This is a genomic window from Azospirillum sp. B506 (genome assembly GCF_000333595.1).
GTDB lineage: Bacteria > Pseudomonadota > Alphaproteobacteria > Azospirillales > Azospirillaceae > Azospirillum.
The window spans coordinates 1-6,003 of the sequence record NZ_BADK01000494.1; the positions used below are offsets into that span (position 1 = coordinate 1).

8 protein-coding genes and 1 tRNA gene are annotated in these 6,003 nt (G+C 61.7%); 7 read left to right on the forward strand and 2 right to left on the reverse strand.

Features of this window, described 5'->3' with window-relative positions; all coding sequences use genetic code 11:
- Window positions 1–174 precede the first annotated feature (174 nt).
- The 7 genes from I71_RS14855 (at window position 175) to I71_RS14885 (ending at window position 4,868) form a co-directional block, all read left to right on the forward strand.
- The gene (locus I71_RS14855) at window positions 175–447 is read left to right on the forward strand and encodes an HU family DNA-binding protein (RefSeq protein WP_012974523.1); all 273 of its coding nucleotides are present in this window, start codon (window positions 175–177) and stop codon (window positions 445–447) included.
- 104 nt (window positions 448–551) lie between these two features.
- Window positions 552–626: transfer RNA gene (locus I71_RS14860), tRNA-Val, on the forward strand.
- Window positions 627–1,238: 612 nt separating this feature from the next.
- The gene (locus tag I71_RS14865) at window positions 1,239–2,231 is read left to right on the forward strand and encodes a DMT family transporter (protein ID WP_083897179.1); all 993 of its coding nucleotides are present in this window, start codon (window positions 1,239–1,241) and stop codon (window positions 2,229–2,231) included.
- 134 nt (window positions 2,232–2,365) lie between these two features.
- Entirely contained in the window at window positions 2,366–3,469 is a 1,104-nt protein-coding gene (locus tag I71_RS38295) for a helix-turn-helix transcriptional regulator (protein WP_042695631.1), read from the forward strand.
- A 1-nt stretch (window position 3,470) separates the two neighbouring features.
- The gene (locus I71_RS35030; RefSeq protein WP_049976130.1) at window positions 3,471–3,923 is read left to right on the forward strand and encodes a glycine-rich domain-containing protein-like; all 453 of its coding nucleotides are present in this window, start codon (window positions 3,471–3,473) and stop codon (window positions 3,921–3,923) included.
- 91 nt (window positions 3,924–4,014) lie between these two features.
- The gene (locus I71_RS37450; RefSeq protein ID WP_042695632.1) at window positions 4,015–4,542 is read left to right on the forward strand and encodes a hypothetical protein; all 528 of its coding nucleotides are present in this window, start codon (window positions 4,015–4,017) and stop codon (window positions 4,540–4,542) included.
- 2 nt (window positions 4,543–4,544) lie between these two features.
- Window positions 4,545–4,868 carry a response regulator transcription factor gene (locus I71_RS14885; RefSeq protein WP_049976131.1) on the forward strand — a complete coding sequence of 108 codons (324 nt, stop codon included), beginning with the start codon at window positions 4,545–4,547 and terminating at the stop codon, window positions 4,866–4,868.
- A 477-nt stretch (window positions 4,869–5,345) separates the two neighbouring features.
- Here the strand turns inward: I71_RS14885 and I71_RS14890 are convergent, their stop codons facing one another.
- Window positions 5,346–5,762 (reverse strand): hypothetical protein, encoded by a 417-nt coding sequence (locus tag I71_RS14890; RefSeq protein WP_042695633.1) that lies wholly within the window; start codon window positions 5,760–5,762, stop codon window positions 5,346–5,348.
- A 38-nt stretch (window positions 5,763–5,800) separates the two neighbouring features.
- Window positions 5,801–6,003, reverse strand: a 203-nt coding sequence (locus I71_RS39155; RefSeq protein WP_211098389.1) for a hypothetical protein, incomplete at its 5' end; no start/stop codon positions are given.

Sequence of the window (6,003 nt, forward strand, 5' to 3'; positions counted from 1 at the left end):
GTCGACGTGACGCCGCCCGAGGCGTGACTTTTGGGAAAGAGCGGCTTTACCGCCCGCCGGGAATTGACGGGCGGCAAGCGCTGTGCTTATCCTTTGCTTCCAAAAAGTCGTGGACGAATTGTCCTGGGGCGGCTTTTGTCTTTCAGTATTTGCTGAATTTCGAAGGGGGATTGCGTGAACAAGAACGATCTCGTGGCGCATGTTGCCGAAGCGTCGGGTTTGTCCAAGACCGATGCCACGAAGGCCGTCGACGCCGTGTTCGACAGCATTGCCGAGTCCTTGAAGAACGGCGATGAGGTCCGTCTGGTCGGCTTCGGCACTTTCGCGGTGGCTGAGCGTCCCGCGACCGAGGGCCGCAATCCGCGCACCGGCGAGAAGATCGACATTCCGGCGTCGAAGCAGCCGAAGTTCAAGGCTGGCAAGACCTTGAAGGACGCCCTGAACTAAGCACTTATCGGCGCTTGAAGTTTCTGGCCCGCTCAGGGCATAGTGCGGCCGGCCGGGAGACCACCCGGTCGGCTTGTCTTTGAGTGCGAAGGCTTGTCCAATTCGGGCGATTAGCTCAGCGGTAGAGCGTCTCGTTTACACCGAGAATGTCGGGGGTTCGATCCCCTCATCGCCCACCAATCTTTTCAATGACTTAGCTGCCTTGCCAAGGCCTCCGCGAGGGGCCTTCGTTGTTTTGTCGCCTGCTATCGACGGGGCGACGATTGGCTGCCTGCAACCATCGGCCGGACAATGGATTGTGGACCTGCGGCCGTCCCGCGAGCGGCCGACCGCCTGTGTCCACTGCCCCCCCGTCAGCCATAAGTGCATAAAAGTCGTTCTCAGAACGAGAAACTCTCTTGCGCTGTTATCCACAGAACAGCCAAACAATTTCGTGAGCGGCGCTGGTGCCGAACGCAAAATCGAAAGGGGATGACGCGCAATGACCATTCTGGAGTGGCGCAAGGCGCCTCTTCCCGAAAATCCAGTTCAAGATCAAGGCTGCCGCCGAGATTGAACCAGATGCCAGGGAGAGCGGAAGGCCGAAGGGTCGGGCTGGGTGATCGGCTCCACCTCCCCGATGGACGGGCGCGTGTCACTTCCCGAAGCGAGGGGATCGGGATGACCGCCGACGAATTTAATGGCTGGAAGTCACCGGTGGGACTTTCCGCTCGGGATGCCGTCGGCGTGTCAATCGCGATCCCGCGAAACATTGGATTGGGGTGCTCCCTTCCGGCCCACGGTCTGGGCGAATGGCAAGCTTCGCCGACCGAAGCATCCCACTGATCGACCAAACGACGGGACCAAGGATTTCGACCGTGGGTAACGCAACGAAGGGAGCCTTCTGGACGCTGGCGTCTGCCCTGACCTTCATGGCGGCCAACCTCCTCATCAAGCATCTGTCGACCAAGCTCCCGGCCCTGGAGATGGCGCTGTTCCGTTCGGCTGGCGGTATCATCCTGGCTGCGGTCGTGTGGCGGGCCTTCCTGCATCTGCGCCGGCTTCAGGACCCCAAAGTGCACCTGATCCGCGCCGCGGTGGGAGCGGTGTCCCTCATGGCCCTGGTCCATGCCTACAGTTCGCCGGCACTCCCGGTCGCCCTGGTGACCGGCTTCATGTACACGCGCATCCTGCTGGTCATCCCGATGCAGCGTGTCTTTCTTGGCGAGCGCGCGGACCCGCGGCTGTGGGCCGCCGCTGGGATCGGCATCGTTGGTGCCCTGGTGGTACTGTGGCCCCGCCTGATGTCGATCGGCACGCCGCATTGGGATTGGGCGGTCGCCTCCCTGGTGGTTGCCGCCTTCGCCGGGGCTGGGAGCCAGATCGCCATGCGGCGGCTTGCCAAGACGAATCCGGCCTCGGTGGTGGTCGCGGTCGCCGCAATCCTCATCAGCGCCATCGTGGCGATACCGGCTTCCACCGTCATGGTCGAGCCGCCGGCCGGCGATCTGCCTTGGCTGGTGGGCATCGCCCTGCTGTCGGCGTGTGCGCAGTGGTCAACGGTGCGCGGCTACAAACATGCCAGCCCGGCCATGCTGATGCCCATCACCCTGATTGATGTCCCGGTGGCACTGGCCGCTGGTTACCTCCTATTCGGTGAGATACCGGGCTTCAATGCGGTTGTTGGGGCTGCCATCATCATCGTGGCGGCAATCTATGTCACCTTCATGACCGATGCGCGTCCGAGTCGCGCCCGAGTCCCGGCAAAAAAAGAATATGTTTCTAACGAGCGGTTCTCGGGATGAGTGTGTTGCGCAAAATTGTTGCTCGTTCAGACCACCCTGATATACCGGGGTATGCTTTTCGTGGGTAAAGCATCATAATTGAGCTGCGTAACCCATTTGGGTGATGATGGGACTTATTCGAATATATATGCTGCATGAATGATGCTTATCTGGGCGTTGTCATGCTCGCAATGAACCTGCCGTCCGATACCCCACCCGCGCTGGCTGAGATGGCTGCGCTTGCGGTCCGCATAGGCTCCAGCGCGGTGGTATTCGATGATGTCGACCGGTTGACGTTCGCGAGCGACCATATGCGCCTCGTGTATGCCTTTTGCGACTTCGACCGGGAACTGACATTCGACGACATACTGCTGGCTTCAATGAAGCAGGAAGCTGCAGCCGGAGTGCCGCTTCAAGAGTCACCCTCCGAGAAGCTTGCACGAACCAAATTGCGTCGACGGGCCGAGCGGATGGAGTTCATCCGAACCTTTCCTGTTCCGCTGATGTGCTTGCATTGGATGCACCACAGCGGGTGGAGCATTCAGATCAGGGCGGAACCGAAGCATGTTGGGCTGAGCAGCTTTTTTGACGAGGAAATCCCTGCTTTCGGCCTTCTTGAGGCGCTTCGCCGACGCGAGGAAATGGCGCAGAGGGCTGCGGTGCTGGATAGCATCGACTTGGCGATTGCGGTCGTCGGACCGGAAGGGCGGATCCGATTCAGGAACGCGGCGTTCTCGGTCCTACTGTCTCAGGGTGACGGCTTCGCGCTTGACGACGGCGGTCGACTGTGCGCTGCCGATGGTGCCGACGCCCAGCATCTGAGCAAGGCCATCGCCTCGGCTGCACTCGGTTGGCCCGGCCGCCGCAGCGTAACAATGTGTGTTCGCCGGGGACGTGGCGATCCTCACATTCTATCGGTGTCACAAGGTGTGGGAGCGCTGGCAGGGGCTGCAGTCCTTGTGGTGGCTCCCATCGCGTTGGATCCCGAGGATTTGGCAGATGTGCTGTATCGTGATTTTGGCCTCACAGAAGCTCAATCAGAGGCTGCCGCTCTGGTGGCGTCAGGCCTCACACCCGAAGAGGCCGCCAGAAAACTGAACAAGTCAAAAGAGACGATTCGAACACAGCTCAAGGGTGGTGTGGGGCGAATCGAAACTGTTATCGGCGGAAATACACAGGTGCGACTATCACGCTTCGCAGCTGTTCTTTCTTCGATTGCCGGCGCCGCTCGGATTTGCGGCAAAAGACAGGAGGTCTAAGTTGAGCATTTCTGAAAAGCTGATTGTGGCCAATACGCTTGATTTCGACGTTTTGGTGTCCGATCTCGTCGAGAAGGGCGTTCCCGAAGAGCGCGCCCTGCGTTCCGTCGCCCAGTATCGCGAATTCTTCGCGGCGTGCGCGGCTTATCCGGACAAGCCGTTGGTTCCGACGCACCTGTGTGATCTGGCGTGGCACGCACACATGCTGCGGCCGGCGAAATATGCCCGCGATTGCATCGCCCTCGCGGGGCACATCATGGATCACGATCCGGGTGTCTATCGGACCGGACCCTTCCAGGACGCCTACGACCTGACCCGCAATCTGGTGCCGTACGGTCATCTGATGCCTCTCGACGCCTACGCTGCCAACGACGAGATGGCCGGTGCCGAGTGCTTCCGCGCGCCGAGCCAGCCATCGGATCCGGAAGACCCATTCGTGGCCAAGGCCGCCTAGCGGTACGGCTCGCGCCCGCCTGTTGGCCCAGGCGGGCGCTACCGTTCAATCCGGTACCCGAATCGAACCGATCACACATGGCCGCGGAGGCATGATGATCAACCATGAGCATACCGTCGTAGTCGGGGCGCGCAAGGGCAAGCGTATGCCCGACGCACATTTACCGTTTATCGACCATTTGTCCGTTGACCAGCTTCGCCGGCGGGCGGCCGATGATCGTGCCGACGCGCTGGCTATGGTCGATCGTGCTTCGGCCGCTACCGTCGCCATGCTGTTGGAGGACGCCGAGCGGTGCGAGCTGCGGGCAACGATGCTTGAGCAGCGGTGTGGGGACGGCATCGCCCCCGGCCTGGGCGAATTGACCATCGAGGCCGCAATCACACAGCTCGCGCAGACGGCGCGTGGGCGTGTGGTCGGCGACCAGTCCGGCCGCCCGGCTTCACCGATCACCGCCATCCAGGCGGACATCAGGCGCCATACGGACAGCAGCGCCGCCTATCTCTTCGTGGCGCATTGCGCAGACTCCACGCGATGCCGACTGCAGTCTGCCCCCCAGCCGACGCTGGAGGCCGCCTACGTCGCTGCGGTGAGGTCTTTGGTGTCGTTGGCGGTAAGGTGACGATGATGTCCTACATCGAGTCTCCCCAGCCGCCGGCCACCCCGGTCGGCACGGCGTTGAAGGCGGAGGTCAGGGCTTCTCATTCCCGTGGGAGGGATATGGTGGGGCGTCTGGCGCAACTGACGGCGCGAGAGGTCGACGTGATGGTGTGCCTGGTCGCGGGTAAAAGCACCAAAGTGATTGCCCGGGATCTCGGCATCAGCTTCAAGACGGTGGAGTGCCACCGGGCCCGCATCATGGAGAAGCTGGGATGCTCCGGCCTCTTCGAGCTTGGGCGCGCGTGGGAGGCGGCGGTGTGGAGCAGTCGCGACAAGCCGGCCCTATAGCAGCGGGCGCAAGACTGCTCTGGTTCCGGCGGTGGAGAATTTCCGGGCCGACCATGCGGCGGTTCCTGGCCGCTAGGTTGGATATCGATTCGATGCCGCATAGCGCCTCGAGATCTTGCGGCTCTAGGCGGCGCGGGGCGCGGCGCCCCGTCACTCCTCACCGCAGGAGTTCGGCTGGTTCTTCATGCCGACATAGCCTTGCCTGGCGTCGCATAGGAATTGATGCTGCCGCAGGAAATGGCGGCCTGCGTTGATGAATGGCGCCTTTCCGGGGGCGGCCCGGTGCTGGAGGGGATCACCTGCGCCGGTTCGTTTGGTGCACCGGCGCCGATAATGAAGGCGTCGATTGCGATCAGGTTGGCAGCGTTGGGAATGTTGACCGCCAGGGAGGTCTGGGGGCTGTCACCTTCACCATTTTCGTCGGCTCGCTCAGATCGCTCTGCTCCACCGTTGCGAATTTGATCGTCGGTGGCCGCGTCACATAGCTCTGCGCGATCCCGGTATCGAAAGGATGCCGGCAGGGGTGCAGATCGCGCCGTTCGCGTTGCGGTTCACCTCTGGATTCACGGTGATGCAGCCTTGCGGTATCATCCAGTCGCCGGGATATTGCGCATAAGGAGCCAGCTTGGCGAAGCGGAAGCCCGACGTGTTGGCGGCGGTCAGGCCGACCTGGATGCCTTGCCGGCCGATGATGTAGCCGGCGTTGAGTGCGCCATCGACGATGGGCTGGCCGTTGATGCTGCGCAGGTTCAGCAGGACGTTCTTGTCCGGCGTGCCCTGCGCCTGGAAATTCGCGAAGGGGATGCATTGCGTCATGCTGGCGCTGTCGTAGCTCGGCTGGCTCTGGCCCAGCGCAGGGGCCGTTGCGACAAGCGTCAGCGCCGCGGCTATCACATTGCACGAAGTCCAGCGCGAGAAACCCAAGAGAGGGATCAGTGATGGTTGAGGCAACAAAAAGAATTTCCAGTAATATGCGCGAATTCCAATAACAAATTTCTATATTTGCGTGCGAACGAATGCAGTGCCACAATCCTTGGTGCGATCAAAGCAGGGTGGTCAGCGGGCGTGCTGATCCAGGAAGCTGCGGCATTGGTCCAAATCGCCCAAGCCAGGGTCGGGCAGGGCGATGCCCTTG